At 31.6% G+C, this 25,260-nt stretch carries 20 protein-coding genes; 8 read left to right on the top strand and 12 right to left on the bottom strand.

Annotation, left to right across the window (positions count from 1 at the left end; all coding sequences use genetic code 11):
* The first annotated feature begins 150 nt into the window (after nt 1-150).
* On the top strand, nt 151-2,433 hold the full coding sequence (katG, locus tag MHM83_RS02305; RefSeq protein WP_173359004.1) for a catalase/peroxidase HPI: 2,283 nt from the start codon (nt 151-153) through the stop codon (nt 2,431-2,433).
* A gap of 99 nt (nt 2,434-2,532) precedes the next feature.
* Here the strand turns inward: katG and MHM83_RS02300 are convergent, their stop codons facing one another.
* The 5 genes from MHM83_RS02300 to moaA all read right to left on the bottom strand — a co-directional run bounded on the left by MHM83_RS02300 (nt 2,533) and on the right by moaA (nt 6,793).
* Nucleotides 2,533-3,651: an NTP transferase domain-containing protein gene (locus MHM83_RS02300; protein WP_239178277.1), complete on the bottom strand. Its 1,119-nt coding sequence runs from the start codon at nt 3,649-3,651 to the stop codon at nt 2,533-2,535.
* Complete coding sequence (gene moaC / locus MHM83_RS02295; RefSeq protein WP_239178276.1) at nt 3,644-4,120, bottom strand: cyclic pyranopterin monophosphate synthase MoaC; 477 nt, start codon at nt 4,118-4,120, stop codon at nt 3,644-3,646. The genes MHM83_RS02300 and moaC overlap by 8 nt, the downstream gene beginning before the upstream one ends.
* A 143-nt stretch (nt 4,121-4,263) precedes the next feature.
* Nucleotides 4,264-4,503, bottom strand: a complete 240-nt coding sequence (locus MHM83_RS02290) for a four helix bundle protein (protein ID WP_370641873.1) — start codon at nt 4,501-4,503, stop codon at nt 4,264-4,266.
* Between the two features lie 34 nt (nt 4,504-4,537).
* On the bottom strand, nt 4,538-5,734 hold the full coding sequence (locus MHM83_RS02285) for a molybdopterin molybdotransferase MoeA (RefSeq protein ID WP_239178275.1): 1,197 nt from the start codon (nt 5,732-5,734) through the stop codon (nt 4,538-4,540).
* 69 nt (nt 5,735-5,803) lie between these two features.
* Entirely contained in the window at nt 5,804-6,793 is a 990-nt protein-coding gene (moaA, locus tag MHM83_RS02280; protein WP_159488617.1) for a GTP 3',8-cyclase MoaA, read from the bottom strand.
* 66 nt (nt 6,794-6,859) lie between these two features.
* On the opposite strand from moaA, the gene uvrC reads away from it, so the two are divergent.
* Both uvrC and MHM83_RS02270 read left to right on the top strand, forming a co-directional pair.
* A complete protein-coding gene (uvrC, locus tag MHM83_RS02275) occupies nt 6,860-8,656 on the top strand; it encodes an excinuclease ABC subunit UvrC (RefSeq protein ID WP_239178274.1) in 1,797 nt (598 codons plus the stop codon).
* Nucleotides 8,653-10,842 carry a patatin-like phospholipase family protein gene (locus MHM83_RS02270; RefSeq protein WP_047787992.1) on the top strand — a complete coding sequence of 730 codons (2,190 nt, stop codon included), beginning with the start codon at nt 8,653-8,655 and terminating at the stop codon, nt 10,840-10,842. Before uvrC ends, MHM83_RS02270 begins: the two co-directional genes overlap by 4 nt.
* Nucleotides 10,843-10,900: 58 nt before the next feature.
* Here MHM83_RS02270 and MHM83_RS02265 read toward each other — a convergent pair whose 3' ends face one another.
* The 6 genes from MHM83_RS02265 to MHM83_RS02240 all read right to left on the bottom strand — a co-directional run bounded on the left by MHM83_RS02265 (nt 10,901) and on the right by MHM83_RS02240 (nt 20,116).
* Nucleotides 10,901-12,445, bottom strand: a complete 1,545-nt coding sequence (locus MHM83_RS02265) for an Rne/Rng family ribonuclease (RefSeq protein WP_047787991.1) — start codon at nt 12,443-12,445, stop codon at nt 10,901-10,903.
* A gap of 293 nt (nt 12,446-12,738) precedes the next feature.
* Nucleotides 12,739-13,029, bottom strand: coding sequence for an HU family DNA-binding protein (locus tag MHM83_RS02260; protein WP_047787990.1), 291 nt, complete (start codon nt 13,027-13,029; stop codon nt 12,739-12,741).
* Between the two features lie 136 nt (nt 13,030-13,165).
* Nucleotides 13,166-14,404 (bottom strand): DUF4302 domain-containing protein, encoded by a 1,239-nt coding sequence (locus tag MHM83_RS02255; RefSeq protein ID WP_239178273.1) that lies wholly within the window; start codon nt 14,402-14,404, stop codon nt 13,166-13,168.
* Nucleotides 14,405-14,409: 5 nt separating this feature from the next.
* Nucleotides 14,410-15,270, bottom strand: a complete 861-nt coding sequence (locus MHM83_RS02250; RefSeq protein ID WP_239178272.1) for a substrate import-associated zinc metallohydrolase lipoprotein — start codon at nt 15,268-15,270, stop codon at nt 14,410-14,412.
* 10 nt (nt 15,271-15,280) lie between these two features.
* A complete protein-coding gene (locus MHM83_RS02245; protein WP_159611121.1) occupies nt 15,281-16,768 on the bottom strand; it encodes a RagB/SusD family nutrient uptake outer membrane protein in 1,488 nt (495 codons plus the stop codon).
* A 12-nt stretch (nt 16,769-16,780) separates the two neighbouring features.
* The gene (locus MHM83_RS02240; protein WP_239178271.1) at nt 16,781-20,116 is read right to left on the bottom strand and encodes a SusC/RagA family TonB-linked outer membrane protein; all 3,336 of its coding nucleotides are present in this window, start codon (nt 20,114-20,116) and stop codon (nt 16,781-16,783) included.
* A gap of 211 nt (nt 20,117-20,327) precedes the next feature.
* Between MHM83_RS02240 and mutY the strand changes: the two genes are divergently transcribed.
* From mutY to MHM83_RS02215, 5 genes are read left to right on the top strand one after another with little or no spacing between them, the layout of a single operon-like run.
* On the top strand, nt 20,328-21,368 hold the full coding sequence (mutY, locus tag MHM83_RS02235; RefSeq protein ID WP_159611119.1) for an A/G-specific adenine glycosylase: 1,041 nt from the start codon (nt 20,328-20,330) through the stop codon (nt 21,366-21,368).
* Nucleotides 21,369-21,405: 37 nt separating this feature from the next.
* Nucleotides 21,406-21,843, top strand: a complete 438-nt coding sequence (locus MHM83_RS02230; RefSeq protein ID WP_047787984.1) for a single-stranded DNA-binding protein — start codon at nt 21,406-21,408, stop codon at nt 21,841-21,843.
* A 19-nt stretch (nt 21,844-21,862) separates the two neighbouring features.
* Nucleotides 21,863-23,164: a gliding motility-associated protein GldE gene (gene gldE, locus MHM83_RS02225; protein WP_047787983.1), complete on the top strand. Its 1,302-nt coding sequence runs from the start codon at nt 21,863-21,865 to the stop codon at nt 23,162-23,164.
* On the top strand, nt 23,157-23,711 hold the full coding sequence (gene gldD / locus MHM83_RS02220; protein WP_073182305.1) for a gliding motility lipoprotein GldD: 555 nt from the start codon (nt 23,157-23,159) through the stop codon (nt 23,709-23,711). The genes gldE and gldD overlap by 8 nt, the downstream gene beginning before the upstream one ends.
* A gap of 27 nt (nt 23,712-23,738) precedes the next feature.
* The gene (locus tag MHM83_RS02215; RefSeq protein ID WP_239178270.1) at nt 23,739-24,215 is read left to right on the top strand and encodes a hypothetical protein; all 477 of its coding nucleotides are present in this window, start codon (nt 23,739-23,741) and stop codon (nt 24,213-24,215) included.
* 22 nt (nt 24,216-24,237) lie between these two features.
* On the opposite strand, the gene MHM83_RS02210 is transcribed toward MHM83_RS02215, so the two are convergent.
* Complete coding sequence (locus MHM83_RS02210; RefSeq protein ID WP_239178269.1) at nt 24,238-25,257, bottom strand: COX15/CtaA family protein; 1,020 nt, start codon at nt 25,255-25,257, stop codon at nt 24,238-24,240.
* Nucleotides 25,258-25,260: the final 3 nt, after the last annotated feature.

Raw genomic sequence — 25,260 nt, 5'->3', positions numbered from 1 at the left:
CTTTTTTTATGCGCCTAATTTAAAAGTAGAGAATTACCACTTGCTCAAAAATAAATCTAAACTACATTAATATAAGTTATTTCTATTTAAAATTTAAAAAACATAATTATTTCAAATATAGATTTGCTGAAAATCAATTAATAATTTATAATGAAAAAAATAATCTTAAGCGTAGTAACAGCTTCTTTGCTTTTTTCTTGCAGTGGTAAACAAAACCATGGAGAAGAAAAAGAAAAGGGAGGATGTCCTTTTGGTTTTGACAAAGGACACAAAAAAGAACAGTTAAAAGAAACTAAGTCAAACAAAGATTGGTGGCCCAATAAGTTAGATTTAGATGTACTTGCACAAAACTCGGAATTATCGAATCCGATGGGTGAAGAATTTAATTATGCTGATGAATTCAATAAGCTAGATTATGTAGCGTTAAAGGCAGACCTAACTAAGCTAATGACAGATTCTCAAGATTGGTGGCCTGCTGATTACGGACACTACGGACCTTTATTTATTCGTATGGCGTGGCATAGCGCCGGAACATACCGTACAGGAGATGGTAGAGGAGGAACCCGTATGGGAATTCAGCGTTTTGCTCCACAAAATAGTTGGCCAGATAATGCTAACCTAGATAAAGCTAGAAGATTGTTATGGCCTATTAAACAAAAGTACGGCAAGAAAATTTCTTGGGCTGATTTGATGATTTTAACAGGAAATGTAGCTATAGAGTCTATGGGATTAAAAACTATAGGATTTGCAGGGGGAAGAGAAGATGTTTGGGTACCACAAGAGGATGTGTATTGGGGTTCTGAATCAGGCTGGTTAGAAAGCAGAAGGTTAAATGAGGATGGAGAGCTAGATTTAGAAGTAGAAAACCCTCTAGCAGCTGTACAAATGGGATTGATTTATGTAAACCCTGAAGGTCCAGATGGAAACCCAGACCCAGTAGCATCAGCAAAAAACATACGTATTTCATTTGGTAGAATGGGAATGAATGATGAAGAAACAGTTGCTTTAATAGCAGGGGGACATACCTTCGGAAAAACTCACGGAGCAGGACCAGCTGATAACGTAGGACCTTCACCAGAGGCTGCTGGCATTGAAGAACAAGGATTAGGATGGAAAAGTAGCTACAAATCAGGAAAAGGGAAAGACGCTATTACTTCTGGGTTAGAAGTTATTTGGACGCCTACGCCTACTCGTTGGAGTCATGCTTTTTTAAATACGTTATTTGATAATGAATGGGAACTAACCAAGAGTCCTGCAGGAGCACATCAATGGGTAGCAAAAGACGTTGGAGAGGTTTTTCCAGATGCTTTTGATAAAAATAAGAGACATAGACCTACGATGTTAACTTCAGATTTAGCTTTAAAGTTTGATTCTGAATATAAGAAAGTTTGTGAGAAGTTTTTAGAAGACCCATTATCTTTTGATAAAGCCTTTGCTCGTGCATGGTTTAAATTAACCCACAGAGATATGGGGCCTAAAACAACATACTTAGGATCAGATATTCCACAAGAAGAATTTATTTGGCAAGATCCTATTCCTATACGTACTCATAAACTGATAACCGAAGCAGATATCAATTCTCTTAAAAAAGAAATTTTAAATTCGGGAATTCCTTATAATCAGTTAATAGAAACAGCTTGGGCTTCAGCGTCTTCTTATAGAGGTTCAGACAGAAGAGGAGGAGCAAATGGAGCTCGTATTCGTTTAGAACCACAAGTTAATTGGGAAAGTAATAATCCAGCGCAATTAAAAAAGGTGTTGGCAGTTTATGAGAAAATTCAAAATAAATTCAATGAATCGTTAAAGGAGAAAAAAGTTTCCATGGCTGATCTAATTGTTTTAGGAGGATCCGCAGCAGTAGAAAAGGCAGTAGAAAGAGCAGGATTTTCAATAAAAGTTCCTTTTAATCCTGGTAGAATGGATGCTACGCAAGAACAAACCGATGTAAAATCTTTTGCTGTTTTAGAACCAATGGCTGATGGTTTTAGAAACTATCAAAAAAAGAAATACACACTTAAACCAGAAGAATTGTTAGTTGATAAAGCACAATTATTAACTCTAACAGCTCCTGAAATGACGGTGTTGGTTGGTGGTATGCGAGCTTTAAATGCAAATTATGATAGTTCAAAAAAAGGAGTTTTTACAACCCAACTAGGAGTGTTGACAAACGACTTCTTTATAAATCTGTTGGATATGAATACGTATTGGGAGCCTATCTCTGAAGAACAATTAATTTTTGAAGGAAAAGATAGAGTTACAAATGAGGTAAAATGGACAGCAACTAGAGCAGATTTAATTTTTGGATCTAATTCTGAATTAAGAGCTTTAGCTGAGGTATATGCGAGTAATGATGCAAAAGAAAAGTTTGCAAAAGATTTTATTGCAGCTTGGGTTAAGGTGATGAACCTAGATAGGTTCGATTTGAAGTCTTAAATAATACAGTACAAGAAGGAAATATTATAAATATATAAACCTATACCAAGATGTTTCTGGTATAGGTTTTCTTATTAAATCTAATTTTGTTTGTAGCTTTTAAGAGTTAACCTCTTTTATAGCTTTTTTATAATCTTCTGGAGTGTTGATGTTTCTAATTAAATTATCATCAACCTCAATAATTTCAACATCAGAATTAATTAACATTTTACGAGGACACGAATAACCTTGTGCTAAATAGGCTAATAATTTTCCGTAAGCTTTTGGTTCGTATATTGTGATTAAAGGTTCAGGAAATTCTTTGTTTTTTCCTTTAACTGTAGTTGCAATTTTAGATGGATTTCTTTTTTGTAATAATAATTGAATAAGCTCATTATTTACAAATGGAATATCTGTAGCCATTACCAACCATGCTGAGTTTGGATCTTTTTGAAAAGCAGAACAAATACCTCCAAAAGGTCCTAGGTTTAAAAAGGTATCGTGAATTTCATTTGTCGTTTCTGGAGAGGTAGATAAATCTCTTACAGAGTAAAAAGTTTCTAAATTGTTGTTTTCTAGTAACTCTTTTACATGTTCTTTTTGAGGCTTTTTATAGTACAATAATTCCGATTTGTCACGACCCATTCGAGTACTTTTCCCGCCTATTAAAACCAACCCTTTTACAGGAGCAATATTTTCTTTAATGAGATTATGTATATGATTAGATATTTTATCAATCTCATTAATCGTATAAGAGGTGCTATTTTTGATGTTTGGAAAACGTTCTAACAAACAATCAAAATATCTTGAGTTTTTATTCAACTTAACTATAAACTGAATGTTTGTTAATTGATCTAACCTTTTTTTTACAGAAGCTTCTTTCTCATCATCTAAAATCAAAATTTGTTTCGCCCCTTGGTAATGATTTCCATTAATAAAGACAAAATCGTGATTGTAAAACTGTAAACGTTGTTCGTACTTGTTTACAGGTGAAGAAGTGTTTATTTGTAAATTTCCTTCATGATGAAAGGTATATTCAGCTAACGTATTTTGTTCGACATCTTTAGCATGTGAAGCGTCGAAATATCCTAAATTGTATTGTGATAATTTTTTTGAGACTTCATGAACTAAATCAGCAATAATTCTACATTTGGTTCCTAAGATAGCTACTTCATTAGGCGCAAAATTATCATTATACTTCTTAACTAGATTTGTATGTTTAGTATGTTTTTTATCCATTTTTAATATCCGATTTACCACCAGTTTTCTCTACCAATTTCACTTCTTGAATCACCATTTTTTGACTAATAGCTTTACACATATCGTAAATGGTTAAACAAGTTGCAGAAGCTCCTGTAAGCGCTTCCATTTCTACTCCTGTTTTTCCTTCAATGGTTACTTTACAAAAAACCACTACATACTCATCGTCTACAATATTGATGTCAATATCCACTCCATTGATTAATAAAGGATGACACATTGGAATAATATCAGAGGTTTTTTTTACTGCTTGAATTCCAGCAATGATAGCGGTTTGAAAAACAGGTCCTTTTTTAGTGATGAGTTCATCATTTTTAAAATGACTCACAATTTCTGAACCTAAAAACATAGTAGCTTTAGCAATGGCTATACGTTTCGTGATTTTTTTATCAGAAACATTTACCATCTTAGGTTGATTTTGTTCGTTTATGTGGGAAAAGTTGCTCACTCTGTATAAATTTTAAATGTTGAGTTTTTAATTTTTAGTTAAACTCTGTTGTGATGTTTTTACAATTGCTGTTAATAGCCTAATTAGCTCGTGAATGTCCGAAAGTATATCTGTAATATCAATATTTGTTAAGTCACTTTCTTTTAATAAACGTAACCAATATTAGTTTCTCTAGCTTCTTTTGAAGAAATAGACATTTTAGAAATAAAGTCTCTCTTACTTTGACCAGCTAAAGCCTCTTCTATATTTGCTTCTATTGAAGTTCCACTTCTTAAAAGCTGTTTTGAAAATATAAACTCTTTTTCTTGTTGTAGTTTTTTGTACAGAGAAATTATTTTTAAAGAGAATTGAAAACTCTTGCCTTGAACAATACTTTCCTTCATTTTAAATTTTTAACTCAAAACTAAACATTAATAATTAAAAACCCCGATACGTTAGTATCGGAAAAACACTTCCTTTTTTAAATTCTATCTCTTCAGTTTTTGGAAGTTCAATAAAACTATCAGCTTCAACCAAACTAGCTAAATCACCAGAACCATTTCCTTGTATTGGAGTTGCATATACTTGCCCGTTTTCAGAAGTTAATTTTACTTGTAAAAAACAGCTTAGATTAGGTTTAAAAGTAATGTCTTTTACTAAAATTGCTGTTTTTTCTTCGGAAGAAACGCCAATAGACTTTTTATACCAAGGATAAAAATAGACCAAACAATTTACAAAGGTTGAAACTGGATTTCCAGGAAAAGCAAACACGTTGCAGTTGTCTGTAGTGCCGAACCAAAATGGCTTCCCTGGTCGTTGCGAAACTCTGTGGAATAATTTTTTAACACCCAATCCATCTAAAACTTCAGGTAAAAAATCAAACTTACCTTTACTAACAGCACCACTAAATAAAAGCACGTCATATTCTTGTAGAAAAGACGCTATATTTTCTTTTAAAATTTGTTTTTCATCAGTAATATGAGCTGTATCTGCTGGGATTTTTAAATCGTTCAATAAGGAAACTAATGTGTATACATTGCTTCTACGAATTTGGTGGTCTAACGGATATTCATTTACATCAACCAATTCATCACCTGTAGAAACAATCATTACTTTAGGTTGCTTGGCAACTTTAACAGTGGCTTTACCTACAGTAGCTAATACTCCAATTTCAGCAGCAGAAATTATAGTGTTCTTTTTTATTAGAACTGTACCTTTACTTTTATCAGAACCTTGTGTGTGAATGTTCTGTCCTTCTTTAATTTCATCAATAGTAATAGTGGCTACTAACGTATTAATATCAACATCTTCATAGCGAATTACCGTGTCAGTATTGTTAGGTAATACAGCTCCTGTCATAACCTCATAACAGTTGGCGGCATTATCCAGTGTTTGTTGTGGACTTCCAGCAGCTTGGATTCCTTCAATTTTAAAATCGCGAACACCGTGCTCAAAAAAACGATAATTGATAGCAATACCATCCATTGCCACTCGGTTGAATGGAGGAAAATCTCTGTCGGCAACAATATCTTCCTTTAAAACTCTTCCGACAGCTTCTAAAAAAGGAATTTCTTCAATTCCGAAATCTTGTGTGTTTTCTAAAATTATATGTTTGGCTTCTTTTACTGTAATCATATGTTAAAGTGTAACTGTTAAAAAGTTTAATTGTTACATTTTCAAATTATATAATTGATACATTGAAATTTACCCCCCAATGGTACTCATACTTTCGGTTACGTTTCCTTTTCTATTTGCTTCAGCCACAAAACCATTTTCAGGTTTTTCTTTTATCAATGATAAAAACAAAGTTTTTAAATCTTCATTGCTTGCACCATTTCTAATAAAGTCACGTAGGTTAAAAACACCATCATCAAACAGGCAATTTTTAAAAGTTCCTGTTGAGGTAATCCTAATTCGGTTGCAATCATTACAAATAGTACGAGTGAATGCAGGGATTATCCCTATAGTTCCCTTATGATTCTCTATAGAAAAGTTTCTAGAAGTAGATGATTTTTTTGAGGGGAGCTTAGTTACAGTGAACTGAGACTGGATTTTATCTAAGATTTTATGGTAGTTCCAAACCTCTTCTGCATTTCGTTGTCCTCTACCATTAAAAGGCATTTCTTCAATAAAACGAACTGCAATACCCTTGTCTTTAGTAAGCTGCACAAAATTGTTAATTTCATCAGTGTTAAATCCAGACTGAACAACTACATTCAGTTTTAAATTCAACGAACTTTTTTCTAATAACTCAAAGGTTTTATATACTTCTGGGAAAACATCTCTACGGGTAATTTTAGCAAACTTTTCAGGGTGTAAACTATCAATGCTTAAATTGATATTCTTTACCTTTTTAAGGTTTTCTATCGTTTTGATGTGTTTGGAAATAAGCGCTCCGTTGGTCGTGATATTAATATCCTCTAACAAATCATTATACGATAACATCTCCAAAAAAGAAACAAAATCTTTTCTTACAAAAGGCTCTCCTCCTGTTAAACGAACTTTGTTTACACCCAACTCAGTAAGTACTCGAATTATTCGGTACATTTCTTTGTAGGTAAGTAGCTCTTTTCTTGGAACAATATCAATTCCTTGAGCAGGCATACAATATTGACAACGTAAGTTACAGCGGTCGGTTACTGCTAAACGAACGTAGCTAATTTGTCTTCCAAAATTATCTATGAGTTTGCTCATATTGTAAAGGTAGTAAAACTAAAAATCATACCCTTTTAAAAGGGTAAAAAATCGTATTTTCGTAGTATGCCAACGTCACTCGAACTTCAAGTACAAACACTACCGAACTCACCAGGAGTTTATCAATATTTTGATAAAGATGATACAATTATTTATGTTGGAAAAGCGAAGAATTTAAAGAAACGAGTTTCATCGTACTTTACTAAAAATCATGAGAATGGTAAAACACGAGTTCTAGTAAAAAAAATTGTTAGAATAGAGCATGTGGTGGTTGATACTGAAACAGATGCGCTACTTCTTGAAAATAATCTTATAAAGAAGTATAAACCTAGATACAATGTTTTGTTAAAAGATGATAAAACATATCCGTGGATTTGTATAAAGAAAGAGCGATTTCCTCGTATATTTTCTACAAGAAGAGTTGTTAAAGATGGATCGGAGTATTTTGGACCTTATACTAATGTACGAACTGTATATGCATTGTTAGACTTGATTAAAGAACTATATCCGCTACGCACTTGTAATTATGATTTAAGTCAAGAAAAGATTGATGCTGATAAGTATAAAGTTTGTTTAGAATATCATTTAGGTAATTGTAAAGGCCCTTGTGAAGCATACCAAAGTGAAGAGGATTATTTAGAGGACATCAGAGCAATTCGAAATATCATAAAAGGAAATTTTAAAGAAAGTTTACAGCAGTTTGAAAAAATAATGTTTGATTTAGCTGCAGATATGCGATTTGAAGAAGCACAAAAAATCAAAGAAAAGTTAGCTTCTTTACAAAACTATCAAGCCAAATCAACAATAGTGAATCCATCAATTAATAACGTGGATGTGTTTTCTATTATTTCTGATGAATCGCATGGATATGCAAACTTTTTCAAGATAATGAACGGTTCAATTGTACAATCCTATACCACAGAAATTAAGAAAAAATTAGAAGAGACAGATAAAGAACTTTTAGAGTTGTTTATTATTGAAACTCGTCAACGATTTAACTCGTTATCAAGAGAAATTTTTGTTCCTTTTAAAGTAAATGTTGGTAAAGATATTAAAGTAACCATACCTAAATTAGGAGACAAAAAGCGTATTGTTGAATTGTCTGAACGTAATGCAAAGTTTTATCGTCAAGAACAGTTTAAGCAAATAAAGATTGTAGACCCTGATCGTCATGTAAAAAGAATCATGGCACAAATGCAAAAAGATTTAAGACTAAGAAAAGAACCACGTCATATTGAATGTTTTGATAACTCAAACATACAAGGAACAAACCCTGTTGCTGCGTGTGTGGTTTTTAAAGATGGAAAACCGAGTAAAAAAGACTATCGTCATTTTAATATTAAAACAGTTGAAGGCCCTGATGATTTTGCTTCTATGGAAGAAGTCGTATATCGAAGATATAAACGATTATTAGATGAAGATCAGCCACTACCACAGTTAATAGTAATTGATGGGGGTAAAGGACAGTTATCTTCAGCCTTAAAGAGTTTAGATGCTTTAGGTTTAAGGGGTAAAATAGCTATAATTGGTATTGCAAAAAGATTAGAAGAAATTTTTTACCCTGGAGACCCTATTCCGCTATATCTAGATAAAAAATCAGAAACACTTAAAATAATTCAGTACCTACGTAACGAAGCTCACCGTTTTGGAATTACTTTCCATAGAAACAAAAGAAGTAAAAGTGCTATACAATCAGAATTAGAGCAAATTCCAGATGTAGGAAAGCAAACTATTACAAACTTACTACGTAAGTTTAAATCAGCTAAAAGAGTAAAATCAGCTACTTTTGAAGAATTAAAAGAAGTGGTTGGGAATGCTAGGGCTCAAAAAATATACAAACACTATCATAAAAAAGGGGAATGAAAAAGTTATTAATTTTATTACTGCTACCAACATTTATGTTGGCGCAAAACCAACCTAAAGTAGGACTGGTATTAAGTGGTGGAGGTGCAAAAGGGATTGCGCACATAGGGATTTTAAAAGAGCTTGAAAAAGCAGGTGTACAAATAGATTATATAGGTGGTACAAGTATGGGGTCTATAGTAGGAGGCTTATATGCTTCTGGTTATACAGCCAAACAAATAGAAGAGGCTGTCTTAGAAACTAATTTTATAGATTTATTACAAGATAAAGTTTCTAGAAGACAAAAGCCTTTTTTTAATAAAGAACATGGAGAAAAATATGCTGTTTCATTACCTATAAAAAAAGGAAGTTTAGGCTTGCCTTTGGGTTTGTCAAAAGGGCAAAACGTGTTGAATTTTTTAACAGAGTTATTAGCGCCAGTTGATGATATTACAGATTTTTCTAAACTACCAATACCTTTTTATTGTATAGGAACAAATATAGAAACAGGTGAAGAAGAAGTGTTAGAGAATGGTTCATTACCGTTGGCTTTAAGAGCAAGTGCTGCTTTTCCTTCGTTGTTAAATCCAGTAGATATAGACAATAAATTATTGGTTGATGGCGGTGTAGTTAATAACTTTCCTGTTGATGTAATGAAAAAGAAAGGTGTTGATATAATTATTGGAGTTAGTGTACAAGGAGAATTATTGAAAAGAGAAGAATTAACTTCTGTGGCCTCTCTGTTAATGCAAATAATTAATTTTCAAATGTATCAGAAATCAGACCAACAGGTTGAATTGTTAGATGTTTACATAAAACCAAATGTAATTGACTACAGTGTTATTTCGTTTGATGCTAAGAAAGAAATTTTAGAAGAAGGAGAAAAAACAGCTAAAATGTATAGAGTGGTTTTTGATAGTATTGCTAAGATGCAAACTAAAAAGAATAGAAGACTAAAAATATCACCAAAAAGAAAAAGGTTTTTAGTTGATAGAATTATTATAAAGGGTAATAAAAACTATACTAATAATTATATTTTAGGAAAGCTACAGCTACGTGAAGGAGATAGTGTGTCTTACAAAGAAATTTCTAAAAAAATAAACACATTAACAGCTTCAAAAAACTTTAAAAGAATAGATTATCATTTTGAAAAATCTTTTCAAGGAAAAAAATTAGAGATAACTGTAAAGGAAGAAAAAATACAATCTTTTTTAAGACTAGGTTTACATTATGATTTACTATACAAATCAGCAGTACTACTTAATTATAATCATAAAAAGCTGCTTTTCCAGAATGATGAACTTTCATTAGATGTAGGAGTTGGTGATAAAATAAGGTATAATTTAGAGTATTTCATTGATAATGGGTTATCTCCAAGTTATGGAATAAGAACAAGGTATAATACTTTTAATAGTGATTTTTTATATAATAAAGGGATTATAAATGGAAAGTATAGAGATTTTTCAACCTCTTTATATTTGCAAACAACATTTGATAAAAAGTTTGCAATAGGTGTAGGAACAGAACATAAAAACATTAATGCAAGAACAAAAAACATTTCTACTGAAGGAAAAGAAGATTTTTTTGATAAAAGCAATTATATAAACACTTTCGCTTTTTTAAAATTAGACACCTATAACAAAGAGATGTTTCCAACAAAAGGGTTTTATGCAGATATAGGTTTTAAGTGGTTTATATGGTCTGATAGAGATAATAGACTGGATGAATTAATACAAGGTAGTGAACCTTTCCATCAGTTTTCACAATTGGGTGGTACGTTGGGGTTTGCAACTACTTTTTATGATAAATTGACATTTCAATATACTTCACAAGCAGGATATACGCTCGGAAAAAAATCGTTTGAAATATTTGACTATCGTTTGGGCGGATATAATCAAAATTATATTAATAATTTTATTCCAATGTATGGATACGATACAGGTGGGCTAAACAATCAGTCTTATTTAAGATCTGAATTTAACTTACGCTATGAGGTTTATAAAAAACATTATGCAATGTTTATAGCAAATTATGCTCGTGTTGAAGAAGATATATTTGAGGATGGAGATTTGTTTAAAAACACCAAATCAGGATATGCTATAGGGTACAGTGTAGAAACATTTTTAGGTCCTATAGAATTAAAATACACATGGTCTCCTGATCATTCAGATCATTATTGGTTGTTTAATTTAGGTTTTTGGTTCTAAAAATAAAAAAATCCCATATCAAAACGATATGGGATTTTTATTTCATAATAAGATTGCCTTACTTACTTTTTTTGTTTTTTTTCAAATAAAACTTATACTGTAAGTATTGGTAAGCATCTCGAGGTAATATTTTAATCCACTTTTTGTGTTGAATAAACCATTTAAAACGAATTGAATTAACGCCTTTTGTTAAATAGGCAGCTATAAACGGATGCACATTTAATGTGATTTCTTTATATTTTTTGCCGCTATTAAGTATACGTTCTAATTCTGATTCTATTTTATCTAATAAAACAATAGGAGCTTCAACTTCTCCGTTTTTATTAGGGTTTGGTTCACGTGTTTTTATTTCTAATTCAGGTCGTACACGTTGTCTTGTAATTTGTACTAAGCCAAACTTACTTGGAGGTAAAATTTTATGTTTAGTACGGTCTAAAGACATTGCATCTTTTAAATGTTGATATAGTTTTTGTCTATTTTCTGCAGACTTCATATCAATAAAGTCAACAACAATAATTCCACCCATGTCTCGTAATTGTAATTGACGAGCTATTTCACTGGCAGCAATTAAATTGACTTCTAAAGCAGTTTCTTCTTGGTTTAAGGATTTGTTAGAGCGATTACCGCTATTTACATCTATAACATGTAAAGCTTCTGTATGCTCAATAACTAAATAAGCTCCTTTACTCATTGAAACTGTTTTTCCAAACGATGTTTTAATTTGTCGTTCAATACCATATTTTTCAAAAATAGGAACATCAGAACGATGATGTCTTACAATATTTTCCTTTTCAGGATATATTTCTTGTAAGTACTCTTTAATTTCAACTTTTAAGGTTTCATCGTTGGTTACAATACTTGTAAAAGAATCGTTCATAACATCTCTTAAAATAGAAGATGCTCTGTTTAATTCGCTTAATATTTTTGTAGGAGTATTATTATTAGCTATGCGTTTGCACATAGTTTTCCATCTATCAAGTGAGTTTTGTAAATCTTTGTCAAGTTCTGCTACCTTTTTACCTTCGGCAACAGTACGTAAAATAAGTCCAAACCCTTTTGGTCTGATACTTTTTGCTAATTTTTTTAAACGTTCCTTTTCTTTCGGATCTGCTATTTTCTGTGATACCGATATGCGGTTAGAAAAAGGAACTAAAACTAAAAACCTACCTGCAATAGAAAGTTCCGAGCTAATACGCGGACCTTTGGTAGATATTGGTTCTTTTACAATTTGTACTAATAAATTTTGACCTGATTTTAGTACATCGTTAATACTTCCGTCTTTATTGATATCTTCTTCAAAACGAAAGTTTTTTAAAGTGAATTCTTTGTAATTACCTGTGCTTACTTTTTTAATGAATTTATTTAAAGATTGTACTTGTGGACCTAAATCGTGATAGTGTAAAAAACCATCTTTAGGATAACCAACATTTACAAAAGCGGCATTTAAACCAGTCATTACCTTTCCTATTTTAGCAAGGAAAATATCACCGACTGAAAAATTATGATCGCTCGTTTCTTTGTTTAACTCAATAAGTTTACCATCTCTAAGTAAGGCGAAATCAATATCAGAAGAATTGGAACGAATTATTAATTCTGTTTTCATTCTGAATATGGTTTTGTGCCATCGTAAATTTTTACGAAGACGGATTAAAATTTGTAAACAGGTATGTTGTTTATACCATTTAAGGTGTTAAAACCTTAATGTCAATGAACGTAATTTATAAAAGCAACGAAAAAGTAAGCTACTGCTTACTTTTTCTTATGGCGATTTGCTCTTGCTCTTTTCTTTCTTTTGTGTGTAGAGATTTTAGCTCTCTTTCTTTTTTTACCACTTGGCATAGTTAAAATGTTTTGTAAAACCTTTTTATTGAAGGTTTTGGGTTAATACTTTTTTAATTATTTTACAGCTACTTTTGTTTTTACCCCTTCGGTAAATACTTTAGAAGGCTTAAAAGCAGGTATGTTGTGTGCAGGAATTTTGATAGTTGTATTTTTAGAAATGTTTCTACCAGTTTTTTCTGCTCTAGTTTTAATAATGAAGCTACCAAAACCTCTTAAATATACATTGTCACCATTCTCTAATGCATCTTTTACCTCTTCCATAAATGCTTCAACAGTGGCTAAAACATCTGCTTTTTCAATTCCGCTCTTATCTGAAATCTTAGATACGATATCTGCTTTTGTCATTATAAATATATTTTGTTTGTTTTCTTTTAAAAAATTGAGGGTGCAAATATATGATAATTAATTCATTCCGGAAAAAATAAGAATAAAAAACCCAAAAAACAATTGTTTTTTGGGTAAGTTTAATGAGAACAAGCTTTTATTTAACTATTGTAAACACAAAGTTAGGGTCGCCATCACTTGTTAAAATGGCTGTATCAGGGTTTATTAACTGCACTTTATAAGGAGATTTATTCACTAATAAATCAACTAGAGGATTTAAATGTGGTAGTAAACTCCAGTTTCTACCAGGGGCTAATTTACCTATAGCTAATAAATCTTTATTGCCTAAGACACCAGAAAAAGACATGCCATGTACACCAGAAGTAGAGCCTATTAAAAATGTAATCTCACCTTCACCAAGAAGATATATGTCATTTAAAGGGAAAGATGGAAATAACGAGTCGTGGATAGGTTTTACTGTGTTAAAAGTATCAATAAATTCTTGATTACTAAATGCAGGTCTAGCAGCTGTAGTCCAAGTAACAGTCATGTCGATAGGACTAGACACTATAGAAATAGAAAGGTTTCCATCAGCCGAAGTGTATTTATTTTCCGTTTCATTTAATGTAAACTCAGAATATTTTGTTCCGTTAACATCAATCGCCGGTGAAATTTCGATGCCACTAGACGTGAAGCCTACTCCGAAGTTCAACGAAGAATTACCTTCAAGGTTTGTAGCAAACCTTATTTCATCGTTTCCGATATAAGAAAAATTGTGAACAGTTCCATTATTTTCATAAGCTAAATGACCAGAAGAACTATTAAGAAAATCTTTCATGTCTTGGTACTTTTGAAAATCTGTCCAATCTTCTGCTGTAGCTTTTTTAAATCTCACCTCAACAAAATCTCTAGAAGTTCTAAAAACAATTTCATCGTTTTCAACACCGTAGTACATAAAGTTAAAATCACCTTTATATCCACTACCGCCAAAATTAGGCAATGGAGCTGAGTTACCAGAATCTGATAATTCATGAAGTTCACTTTTTGTTGTGAAAATTAAAGTTGTTGTAGTGTTTAAACCTATGGTATATTCACTTTCAACTGGTGAAATATTATTATTAAAGTTACCTATTGTTCTAACTCTAGATTCATCTAAAAAATCAAATAAGAAAGTATATCCTCCTAGGTTATTATTATCAGTAAAGTATACTGTTTTCCATCCGTGTTCTGAAGAAAGAAGTAAATCTCTTAATTCTTTCTCTCTTTGATTCATACGTTCGGTTGGCGATTGATTAAATAACTCCTCTTCTTTATTTTCATTACAAGATGTAATAAAAAGAGATAGAGTAAATAAAGCCAAAAGCACACGTATTTTAGTTATATGTTTTTTTATCATTTTAATTATTTAGTGAATTCATCAACATTTTTTGCTACTAACTCTTGTAGTTCATACAAGTCTATATTAAAATTATCTTTGTAGTATTTAACTACAACAGCTTCCTTTTTTCTGATATCTTCTTTTGCTTTAGTGCTTGTAATACCGTTTACTTTTGCATCATAATCTGCTTTGTTTGAAGATAGCATAGCGTTTATCATTTCAGCAAAATCTTCATGTTCGTTTGCTCTTGCATAAGCAGAAATAAACCCTAATTCTCTAGCCTCAGCATCAGATATCTCGAACCATTGCCCTGTGTAATCAGACGGAGTAATGTTTCTATAAGCTATCTCATCAAAGGGAATTCTTTGGTTTAAAATATGTATATATTCATGTTGAATTGTTCCAATGAATTGTATTAATTGATCTTTGTTTTTATAGTCTTGATTATCTACTTCAAAAAACACGATTCGCATTCCACTTTCGGCTAAACCTAAAACAGAAGTTGCTCCACCTGGGTTTATGTTTTGTCCACCCACTAAAAGAATTTCTCTAGGTGCTATATTTTTAATAAAGTTTTCACCTCCTAATTGTGAGTAAGGTTCAACCCAAACTGCTTTAATAGCCTCCATTGCAGGTCTAACATTCTCTATCTTAGGTGGGTGTAAATATCTGTTTAAATCAACTTTCCCTGGTCCCCATTTGTAAGAAACCTCTATGTTATAGGGTGTAGTATAATTATCTCGTAACCACTTGTCGGTTTCATTCAGTACAGGTGTAGAGATATTTATATTACTTGAACCTAAATCTTCCTCCTTTGTTGTGCATGATGAGCAAATTAATCCCAGCACGCCAATACCTAATAATAATTTGTTTATTTTTTTCATACTGTTTGTTTTATCTTGGATTTTGCTGTAAACCTCCGTTTTGAGCTGTTAAAGGTATTTGTAATTGTTTTCTTAAATCCTGTTTTTCAAGCACAACATTTGAACCATTATCTAGTTCGTGTGTAATACTTAGGTTAAAACGTCTTACATCGAACCAACGGAAGCCTTCGTGGTAAAACTGTCTTCTTTTAAACTCAGCTATAGCTTTAATGAAAGAGGTTTGCTTATCATTTAAGCCATAAGCTGGTGTGTACTCATTAGCAATAACAGGATATTCTGATTGAATTAAGCTTTCTGTTAGTATATCGGTTTTAGGATCATAGGTTTCTGTTTTGTTTCCTATGTAAGCGTTTAAGTAATTTAAGGCTTCATTATAATTTTCTAACATAACAGATGCTTCTGCTCTATTTAGTATTACTTCGTCTTTATCAAACATTGTTTGTGCTAAATAAGGTAAGCCTATACCAGCACTTTCATTTGTATACTTGAAATATTCGTTATATTTTGGAGTAAAATAAGTGTACTGATTAGATCTATATGTGTCATAAGCCCAATTCTTTTTAAATGGGTTTGATGATCCTGTAAATAATTGAGGTCTTATTTTGTCTACCGATAACCCAAATCGTGAAGATCTATGTCTTCTTGCCCATATTGAGTTTGTAGAAATGATTAATAAATTGGCAGGCTCGTCAACACTATTATATAACATTCTTATTCCTGTTAAATTCATATTTCCATAAGCAACCATATTTCTAGCTTCAGAAACAGGATTGGTAACTACTTTATCTGCATGCTCAATTACTTTATCCCATTGACCTTTGTATAAATAAAATCTAGCAGCAAAGGCATTAGCAGCATCTTTAGTGAAATGAAACTTAGGAGAGTTATAATTATCACCAACCATTGAAAGTCCTTTAATTAAATCTTTCTCAATAAGATCGTATACTTCTTGAACTGTATTTCTTTTGTAGGTTTTAAAAAGAACAGTTTCAGGTTCTAATACGTAAGGAATTCCTAGGTCGGTAGAAGCTGTATTAGCATCATAGTGTTTTGCCCAAAAATTAACTAACATAAAATGAGCATAAGCTCTAGCAATTAAAGCTTCACCTTTTTGAGCATTTAAGTCAAACTTATTTTTTAATTCTTCAATAGAAGCTAATGCTTGGTTTGCTTGTGAAATTGCTTCATAACAAGAATTCCAATAGTTAACAGGAGAGCCTCTTTCTTCTAAATTAGAGTCTTGCCATTGATATAGTTGTAGATCTAATTGTTCAACATTTGAAACATTACCTTTATCATCAGCATTGTCAGACATTATTTCTGCCATTAGTGCATAATCTTGATCTGGATATGCTGCTGTAATTAATTGAGAAACTTTATCAGGAGAATCAATTAATGTTCTGTTATCTGGTAATTCAGATAAGTATTCACTACATCCTACAAAAGTAAAGGCTAATGTAGCATATAGTATAACTTTGTTTATTTTATTTTTAATCATACTATTATTTTGTTAAAATCCTAAATTTAATGAAAAAGTATATTGCCTAGTAATTGGTAATGCAACTCCACCTGTTTGATAGAATTCTGGATCTTGACCGTTAAGTTTAGAGTCAGAGTATAATAAAAACAAGTTTGTTCCTTGAAATTTAACTTTTAAATGTGAAAGGCCTAGTTTTTCAACTAGTTCATTATTAAACTTATATCCTAATGAAATGTTTTTCATACGTAAAAAATCCCCATCTGCTACTCGCTCAGTAGAATAGTTGTAAGCATTATAAACCGTTCTTAAGTTTGAGTTTCTTTGAAAAGCAGAAGGGTCTGGTAATACAGGGATGTTGGTTATATTCTCATCTCCAGGGTTAAGCCATCTGTTTACATGGCTCTTAGAAAAAATGCTTGTATCAGAATAAGTAGAGCTAAATACAGGGTTTAACCTTACTTTATTTCCTCCGCTACCAGTTATCAATACTCCTAAATCCCAGTTTTTGTAAGTGAAATTGTTAGAAAAACCAACTGATATATTAGGGTTTACAGAACCTTCGTGTTTTAAGTAGTCAGTTAAGTTTTCGTTGTTTTGAAAGTCTAAAACAGAAGCTACTTCACCATCTTTATTTATAAACTGTGGTAATCCTTCGTTATTTAAACCTGCAAATTGAAAAGAAAACATTGAGTTGATAGGGTACCCTACAACATTACCTCCAGTTTGATCTACTAAATCAAAGGCAATAGGTGTATTGTCTAATTTTGTAATTTCTTGATCAAAATATGAGAAATTAATGTTAGAAGACCATGTAAAGTTATCTGTTACTATGTTTTTAGTGTCTAAAGTAAATTCTATACCATAAGTTTCAACATCTGCGTTATTTCCTTGTTTTATAAATTGCCCACCGATACCAGAAGTTCTTACAAAATCAATATTATCAAATATATCTCTTTTGTAAACATCTGTTATTAAATTAATTCTATTGTTGAATAAGCCTAAGTCGACACCAAAGTTTAATTCATATTGCTTTTCCCATGTTAACTCAGAATTTTGTAATGCAGTTATATTTAAGAAGTTTTCTCTATCTGCTGGTAAAAGTCTGTCTGCTATTTGACTTGTAAATATAGCTAATGCATTTGTTGCGTTACCAGGAGTTGCCACTAAACCATATGAAGTTCTAAACTGTAAGTTACTAAAAGTGTTAGAGTTTTCTAAGAAAGACTCTTTACTAGCGTTCCATTTAGCACTAACAGTTCCTGTTGGTAACCACCTTGAGCTACTACTGCGCCCTTGTCTGTTAGACCCGTCATATCTTCCTGTTAAAGAGAAAACATATTTATCGTCATAAGAATAAGTTGCCTTACCAAAGAAAGCTACTGTTCTTTCTCTTTCTTTAGTTAATCCAAAATAAGCTTCGCCTCCATTTATCAGTTTTTCAAGAATTCTAGGGTCTGTGAATGCTGTTAAACCATTGTCGTATTGTAATCCATATCCTGTAAACCTGTCTGAATTTCTATTTACAAATCTTATCTCTTGACCTAACAATGCATTAAAATTATGTTTTTCATTAAACGTATTGTCGTACTTAAAACTATTTCTAGCATAAAAAGTCGTTAAGTAGTCGTCGTTTTTAAAATAGATACCACCGTTTGGTAAAACCGCAACAGGTAAAGCATCAGGATCTGTAGGGTCTTGATATAAGAATATATTATCATCTCTTAAAACAGTTGAAGAATCAGCATTATAAGCTCTTACAACATTTGAATTTTCTCTAACGTTATGTTCTCTTACGGTATTAACAAAACGACCAGCACCATTAAAATCGTAAGTGATGTTGTCTGTTATTTTATAAGATGCATCTAATTGGAATCGAATATCTCTTTGGTTGATGTCAATAGAGTTGTTAGCTAACTCTTCTAATATATTAAAGTCAGCCCAGTTGTTTCTATAATACTCATAACCTCCAGTATCGTTATATGGTCTTAATGTTCTGGAGGTATTAAGAGCGTAACTAAAAGGGTTGATATCAAATTCACGAGATATGTCTCCTGTTACTGGATCTGATTCTCTGCTGAATGTACCTGGTGCTTTTTGTTTTCTTATGGATGCGTTAACAGCAAGAGTAGCATTAAACTTATCAGAAAAATAGAACGTATTTTTTAAGTTAGTTGTAAAACGAGTTACCTTGTCAGCAATCGTCCATCCCGGATCATGCAAAAGACTCACAGAAGCATAGTAAGAATTACTTTCACTACCACCAGAAAGACTTAAAGAGTGGTTCTGCATTAAAGAGCTATTTCTAAATAATGTTTTAAACCAGTCAGTATTAGCTAGCTCATACTTACGTAAAAAAGCTTCTCTAGCTTCAGGAGTATTTCCTAGTTCAAACATTCCAGTAGATTCATTGTAATTATCTAAAGCAGTAGCTCTAATATAATAAACACCACCATATCTGCCTCTAGAAACGCTAGGTAATTGGAAAAACCCCCTACTTTCATTTTCTCTAAAAATAGCCATACTTTCTTTAGAGTTTAATAAATCAAAATTATTATACGAAGGTATGTCGCGTATTGTTTGTTCTAGGTTATAATTAAGTTTTAAAGGAGAATCTTTTCTACCAGACTTAGTAGTTATTACTACTACACCATTTCTTGCTCTAGCACCATAAATAGATGTAGCTGAAGCATCTTTTAAAATATCTATTTTTTTAATATCATTGGCATTTATACCTGCTATAGATGAGCTGATTAAGGTTGAAGGGTCACCAGATGTTAATTGATCTAGGTTTTGTTCAATAACATCTTCTTGTACCACACCATCAATTACATACAAAGGTGTGTTGTTTCCAAAAATAGAAGAAGACCCTCTAATGGTAATGTTTGGAGCAGTACCGAATGTTCCTGAAAGGTTTTGAATGTTAACCCCTGCAACTCTACCTTCTAACATGCGAGTTACATCTACAACTCCATCTAATTTAAGATCATCTATCCCTACAGAGACGGCGGAACCCGTAAAGGTTTTTTTGTTTATTTTGTCGTAACCAGTAGCGATAACTTCTACTTCATTAAGAATGTTAGCGTCATCTTCTAATACTAAATTAATTACGGATTGGTTTAGTACTTTTACTTCAGTAGTCTTTTTTCCAATAAAACTGAAAACAAGTACATCTCCTTGATTTACTCTAATGGTATAATTTCCATCAAAATCTGTTTCTGTTCCTTTGGTTGTGTTTTTAATTAAAACAGTAACACCAGGAAGAGGTCCAGTTGTGTCGGAAATTGTACCAGAAATACTTTTTTCTTGAGCGTATGTTATTCGCCCAAGTAACACTATAAATAGTGTTAGCATGAATTTAGATTTCATTAATTAAATTATTTAAATTAGTACCCGGAAAAAAATAAATTTTCCCCTTCATTATCAGAAGTAATAACAGTTTAAAGTATTTTTACCCTACTTTTTTGTAAAAAAAAACTAACTAAATTATGTTTTTGTTTGTTTTTTGTTGTTTTAAGTGGTTATAATGTAATTGTGTTTTTGTTTGTTGTGTTTTTTTTAATTTAAATAGTGTTTTTTTTTGGTTTTTAAATTGATTTGTTGGTATGGTGAGAATAAAAGGAGTCTTCCTTGGAGAGAGACAAAGAATCCTTATTTTATTTGGTTGAGTGAAATAATGCTACAACAAACCAGAGTAGAACAAGGTTTGCCTTATTACTTAAAGTTTACAAAGGCATTTCCAACAGTGTTTGATTTAGCAAAAGCAGATGAAAGTGAAGTGTTAAAATTATGGCAAGGTTTAGGTTACTACTCTAGGGCGAGAAATTTACATTTTACAGCTAAATTCGTGGCAAATGAATTAAAAGGTATGTTTCCTAGTTCGTACAAAGAGTTGATTAAGTTAAAAGGCGTGGGAGATTATACGGCTTCAGCTATTGCTTCCATTTGCTTTAAAGAACCAGTTGCTGTTGTTGATGGTAATGTGTACAGAGTTCTTTCTCGTTATTTCGGCATAAGTACCCCAATAAATTCAACTAAGGGAATTAAAGAGTTTAAGGAGTTGGCGCAAACACTTATTGATACCTCACAACCGGATGTGTATAATCAAGCTATAATGGATTTTGGAGCGATGCATTGTAAACCTCAAAATCCTCTGTGTAATAAATGTCCATTAGCTAATGGCTGTGTGGCTTTAGCAAAAAATCAAATAAAAGAGCTTCCAGTAAAAGAGAAAAAAACAAAAATTAAAAAAAGATATTTTAATTATTTGGTTCCAATAACAGAAGAAAATGAAACTGTTTTAGAAGAACGAAAGGGTAAAGGTATATGGCAAGGATTGTATCAATTTCCTTTAGTGGAGACACAAAAGAAAACAAGCGAAGAAGAATTAGTGAAAAATAAACAGTTTACAATGCTTTTCCCAGAAGAAACTACAATTTCTCTTTTTAATACTGAAGATATTATTCATAAACTATCGCATCAACACTTAATTACTAAGTTTTGGATAATAAAAACTAGGAAAGTTAATGAACAAACGATGGATTGGGCTGTAGTAAAAAAATATCCAGTACCAGTGTTAATTGATAAGTTTTTAGAGGAATATTTAAGCAAAGAATCTTAAAATTTGTATATTTGATTTTACGCAAAATTATAATGCTATGGCAGGAACAATAAATAAAGTCATTTTAATAGGGCATTTAGGTGATGAGGTAAAAATGCATTATTTTGAAGGAGGAAACTCAATAGGGCGATTTCCTTTAGCAACCAATGAAACCTACACCAACCGACAAACAGGAGAAAGAATAACAAATGTTGAATGGCATAATGTAGTTGTACGTAATAAACTAGCAGAAATTTGTGAAAAATACTTAACTAAAGGAGATCGAGTGTATTGTGAAGGGCGTATAAAAACACGACAGTATGAAGTTGATGGACAAAAAAGGTATACAACCGAAATTCATGTACAAGACATGACGTTTTTATCAACGAAAAAAGATCCAAACAATGCACAACCAAATGTGGTGCCTACTCAAGGAGCTCCTAATCATACACCACCAAATGTAGGTAATGAAGAAGATGATGATTTACCGTTTTAGTTTAATTAAATTTTAAAAATTGGACCCAGAACCCGAACCTTTACTTTTAGTATTATCAAGTTTTGATTGGTTGACTGCTATCAACTGTTTGTTGTTACTTTTATTATTGATTTGTTCTGCATTAGTTTCAGGAACTGAAGTTGCTTTCTTTTCAATTTCACAAACAGAATTAGATGAGTTGTCAACAAACACCAAAGAAGAAAATACCGTAGTAAAACTGCTTCAAGATCCTAAAAAGTTATTAGGGACCATTTTAATAACAAATAACTTTATTAATATTCTTATTGTATTACTCTTTGCAAGTATTGGTAGAGTGTTTTTTATTGGTTTATCAGATGTTTTGAGGTTTTTGGTAGAAGTGATTCTTGTTACTTTCTTAATTTTATTATTTGGTGAAGTGTTACCTAAAGTATATGCTAGTAGAAAATCATTACAGTTTGCAGAGTTTATGTCAAAACCTATTTTAGCATTAAACACTTTACTTACACCTTTAAGTTTACCGCTTATTAGATTAACAAGTGTTGTTGAAAACAAGCTTGGCAATAAGAATAATAACCTTTCTGTAGAGCGTTTGTCACAAGCATTGGAGTTAACATCTGATGACGCAACGACTAAAGAAGAACAAAAGATTTTAGAAGGGATTGTAAGTTTTGGGAATACTGAAACGGTACAAATTATGAAGCCTCGAACAGATGTGTGTGCAATAGCAGATGATACTAGTTACGAAGAGGTGTTACAAACTATTTTAAAAAACGGATATTCAAGAAATCCAGTATATCATGAAAGTATTGATAATATTACTGGAGTTTTATATGCTAAAGATTTATTAGAGCACTTGAGTAAGAAAACGTTTAAGTGGCAAAAGTTGTTGAGAGAACCATTTTTTGTGCCAGAAAATAAAAAACTAGATGATTTGCTAGTAGAGTTTCAAGAAAAGAAAAAACATTTGGCAATTGTAGTCGATGAGTACGGTGGTACAAGCGGAATTGTAACATTAGAAGATGTAATAGAAGAAATAGTAGGTGATATCAATGATGAATTTGACGATGAAGACCTCACTTACTCAAAACTTGATGAAAATAATTATATTTTTGAAGGAAAAATAACTATTAAAGATTTTTGCCGTGTCTTAGAAGATGAAGATGAGGAAAAATTTGAAGAGGCTAAAGGAGAAAGTGAAACTATAGCAGGTTTTATTTTAGAAGTCTCAGGTAAATTTCCAAAAAAAGGTGAAAAAATAAACTTTAGTAATTATACGTTTACTATTGAAGCGTTGGCTAAAAAACGTATAAAACAAGTAAAAGTTACCCGAAATGCGTAAACTCTCTTTGCTGATATCAGCAATATTTTTAATAAGTTGTGGTGAGGAAACCTTACCTAAGCCAAAAGGTTATCTAAGTTTAGAGTATCCTGATAAGGTTTATAAAAAAGAAAATTTAAATAAACCATATGCGTTTGAAATAGCTCAAATAGCTCAAACCAAAGATTTACCGAAAGGCTGGATAAAAATTGAGTATCCAAGTTTAAAAGCATCGGTAGATATCACATATCGCCCTATTGAAGGAAATTTAAGAGAATTATTAATAGAATCTGAAAAACTAGTATTTGAACATGCTATTAAAGCAGATCAAATTACTGCTCCAGTAGAATATGCAAATCCAAATACAAAAGTTTACGGAAGTTTATACCAAATTTTGGGGAATGCTGCTTCACAAGTGCAGTTTCATGCAACAGATAGCTCTAAACACTTTTTAAAAGGGTCTTTATTCTTTTATACTAAACCAAATTATGATTCTATTTTACCAGCAGTTGAATACATCAAAAAAGATATGATTCATATGATGGAAACCTTGGAGTGGAAGGATTAATATGTTAAATTTTAAAATTGCTTATTGATGAGAAAAGTTGGTTTTATGTTTTTTGTACTTCTTCTCTTTAATTGTAATAGTAAGACATGTTTTGAAGAGAGGTCAATTAATGAGTTAAAAAATATCTTTTCAAAAGATACTTTAAATAATGAATATTATAATTCTTTGAAAGAATATAAACTAACTAAAGAAGATATTGACTTGATTGATGAGTTAATTAAAAAAGCTTTTATTGAGTTCAATAGTAATTTAAATAGAGGAGGATATAGATTGAAAAAACTTCCAAGTTTCAAAGAGTATGGATATATTTTATCTCCTTATATTGATAAGTTAGGGGGCAAAAGAGTGCAAATAAATGCTTCTTGGAATGATGATGAATGCCCTGAGTTAGGGTCGCTGGAGGAGTGGTATGGGGTTATGGATGGAGGAAACTCATTAATAAGGTTAAATATAAATTTATCAACAAAAACAGTCTCTTATATAATGCCTAACGGAGAAGCTTAATACCTAAAATTGTTACAATATCTTACTTGTTATTCCTCGATTGTAACCACAAATAAAATTGTAATCCGAATAAAATAGCACCTGATAATAAGTGTACAGCTTGCGTGCCTAAAGGGAATTCTGCATAGTACATTAAAATACCTGTAATCGTTTCTAAAAAGATTAAGAAAACTATCCAATTTACTAGTTTATATCCTAAATTTTTTATTTGATTTAAGTAGAATAATCCAAGATTTACCAATACAATAGCAATAGTAAACGAACGATGAATATAAAATTTAAGGTTAGGATCCATTAAGCTGTAGTGCTTGTTTTCAAATCCGTGTAGTTTTACTTGTTCGTCAATAAATTGGCGTACTTGTGTTCCTAAAGCAATTTGTATTAGCGAAAATATAGCTGAAAGAATTACTAACTTACTAAATAATGAATTGTATTTGTAAGATGTTTTCTTTCGATCGGAAACGATGTAAAGCAGCCATAATAATAAAGCAACAATAACTAAACCTCCAACCATATGAATGGTGATAATTGTTGGTTTTAGGTTTGAGTCTACAACAGTTTTTCCTAACCAAGCTTCAAACAACATTAAAAAGAAAGCTCCGAATGATAAAAGAGTTATTTGTTTGTTTTCTTTCCAAAACTTAACAGAAACAAAAATTAAAAACAAAAAAGGAATTCCTGCCAAAGCAGAACTTAATCGGTTAATATACTCTGTCCAAGTATGAAATTTGTTGAATTTAGCGTAATCGTGTTTGGTGTACTTTTCCCAGTTGTTAGCGTTAAACTCATCAGTAGTTTTAATATTATGGTCTGCGACAAATAAGGCTTCATCTTTTACGATAATCATCCCTTTTTTATACTCAGAGTTAGGTTGCCAAGTAATTTGTTCTTCAGAAGTTGGTGGAATATAATATCCAAAACATTTTGGCCAATCTGGACAACCCATTCCTGAACCTGTCATACGAACAACAGAACCAGCTAAAAAAATAACATATACAGCAATCAACGAGATTTTTACAATGAGAGGAAAATATTTCTTCATCTG

Source organism: Tenacibaculum sp. Mcav3-52 (genome assembly GCF_022347665.1).
Classification (GTDB): Bacteria; Bacteroidota; Bacteroidia; order Flavobacteriales; family Flavobacteriaceae; genus Polaribacter; species Polaribacter mesophilus.
The sequence above is the reverse complement of the archived record's forward strand: the minus strand, read 5'-3'. Positions and strand labels throughout refer to the sequence as shown.

Coding starts and splice junctions, on each gene's coding strand:
- katG (WP_173359004.1), top strand. CDS start 151: ATGAAAAAAATAATCTTAAGCGTAGTAACAGCTTCTTTGCTTTTTTCT.
- MHM83_RS02300 (WP_239178277.1), bottom strand. CDS start 3,651: ATGGATAAAAAACATACTAAACATACAAATCTAGTTAAGAAGTATAAT.
- MHM83_RS02290 (WP_370641873.1), bottom strand. CDS start 4,503: ATGAAGGAAAGTATTGTTCAAGGCAAGAGTTTTCAATTCTCTTTAAAA.
- MHM83_RS02285 (WP_239178275.1), bottom strand. CDS start 5,734: ATGATTACAGTAAAAGAAGCCAAACATATAATTTTAGAAAACACACAA.
- moaA (WP_159488617.1), bottom strand. CDS start 6,793: ATGAGCAAACTCATAGATAATTTTGGAAGACAAATTAGCTACGTTCGT.
- uvrC (WP_239178274.1), top strand. CDS start 6,860: ATGCCAACGTCACTCGAACTTCAAGTACAAACACTACCGAACTCACCA.
- MHM83_RS02270 (WP_047787992.1), top strand. CDS start 8,653: ATGAAAAAGTTATTAATTTTATTACTGCTACCAACATTTATGTTGGCG.
- MHM83_RS02265 (WP_047787991.1), bottom strand. CDS start 12,445: ATGAAAACAGAATTAATAATTCGTTCCAATTCTTCTGATATTGATTTC.
- MHM83_RS02260 (WP_047787990.1), bottom strand. CDS start 13,029: ATGACAAAAGCAGATATCGTATCTAAGATTTCAGATAAGAGCGGAATT.
- MHM83_RS02255 (WP_239178273.1), bottom strand. CDS start 14,404: ATGATAAAAAAACATATAACTAAAATACGTGTGCTTTTGGCTTTATTT.
- MHM83_RS02250 (WP_239178272.1), bottom strand. CDS start 15,270: ATGAAAAAAATAAACAAATTATTATTAGGTATTGGCGTGCTGGGATTA.
- MHM83_RS02245 (WP_159611121.1), bottom strand. CDS start 16,768: ATGATTAAAAATAAAATAAACAAAGTTATACTATATGCTACATTAGCC.
- MHM83_RS02240 (WP_239178271.1), bottom strand. CDS start 20,116: ATGAAATCTAAATTCATGCTAACACTATTTATAGTGTTACTTGGGCGA.
- MHM83_RS02230 (WP_047787984.1), top strand. CDS start 21,406: ATGGCAGGAACAATAAATAAAGTCATTTTAATAGGGCATTTAGGTGAT.
- gldD (WP_073182305.1), top strand. CDS start 23,157: ATGCGTAAACTCTCTTTGCTGATATCAGCAATATTTTTAATAAGTTGT.
- MHM83_RS02215 (WP_239178270.1), top strand. CDS start 23,739: ATGAGAAAAGTTGGTTTTATGTTTTTTGTACTTCTTCTCTTTAATTGT.
- MHM83_RS02210 (WP_239178269.1), bottom strand. CDS start 25,257: ATGAAGAAATATTTTCCTCTCATTGTAAAAATCTCGTTGATTGCTGTA.